The following is a 1,092-nucleotide window of genomic DNA, read 5'->3' as shown; positions in this document are numbered from 1 at the left end:
CCTCCGGCGGGCGGTGTCGTGAGCTCGAAAGTCAGTGGTCCGCCATCGGGATCATAGGCATTGAGCGCGCCGGTCGCCGGCAGGTCCTCGGTCACCACCAGCGGCGAGGGGTTGGCGACCGGGGCGTCGTCCGCGGCGCTCACGGTTACGCTGACGGAGGCGACGATGCTGGCGCCGGCGCTGTCCGTGATGGTGACGCTGAAGCTGTCCGCACCGAAATAATTCGGGTTAGGGGTGTAGACATAGGTGCCGTCGCCGTTGAGCACGACGGTGCCGTTGGCCGGCGGCGCCTGCAGCGTGAAGCCGAGCAGGTCGCCATCGGGATCGGAGGCGTTGAGCGAGCCGGTCGCCGGAGTGTCCTCGGTAACGACGAGAGGCGACGGATTGGCGACCGGTGGATCGTTCACGGGCGAGACCGTCACGCTCACCGGTACCAGGATGGTGTTGCCCTGAGGGTCGGAGATCGCGACCTCGAAGCTGTCCGAGCCGTTGAAGTCCGGGTTCGGCGTGTAGGTGTAGGTGCCGTCGCCGTTGATCACGACGGAGCCATTGGTCGGCGGGGCGTTCAGCGTGAAGGTCAGCGGGTCGCCGTCGGGATCGGAGGCGTCGAGCGTGCCGGTTGCCGGCGTGTCCTCGGTGACGACGAGCGGCGGCGGATTGGCGACGGGCGCATCGTCGGCTGCCGTGACGGTGAAGCTCACCGGCACCAGGATGGTGTTGCCCTGCGGGTCGGAAACCGCGATCTCGAAGCTGTCCGGCCCGAAATAGTTGGGGTTGGGCGTGTAGGTGTAGGTGCCGTCGCCGTTGAGCAGGAGCGTGCCGTTCGCCGGCGGCACGGCCACGGTGAAGGTCAGCGGATCGCCGTCCGGATCGGAGGCGTTCAGATTGCCCGTCGCCGGGGTGTCCTCGGTGACGACGAGAGGCGAGGGGTTGGCGACCGGCGCATCGTCCACCGGCGTGACGGTGAAGCTGACCGGCACGACCAGCGTCGCGCCGGAGCTGTCGGTGATGGTGATCGCGAAGCTGTCAGGCCCGTTGAAATTCGGGTTCGGCGTATAGGTATACGTGCCGTCCGGATTGATCGCGACGGTG

1 protein-coding gene is annotated in these 1,092 nt (G+C 67.6%); it reads right to left on the bottom strand.

Going from position 1 to position 1,092, the window contains the following annotated elements; genetic code table 11:
• On the bottom strand, nucleotides 1-1,092 hold a 1,092-nt coding region (locus ACIPIA_RS16840), incomplete at both ends, for a tandem-95 repeat protein (RefSeq protein WP_400511132.1).

The sequence above is a fragment of the Allobosea sp. CER48 genome (assembly GCF_044752385.1).
Taxonomy (GTDB): domain Bacteria; phylum Pseudomonadota; class Alphaproteobacteria; order Rhizobiales; family Beijerinckiaceae; genus Allobosea.
The sequence above is the reverse complement of the archived record's forward strand: the minus strand, read 5'-3'. Positions and strand labels throughout refer to the sequence as shown.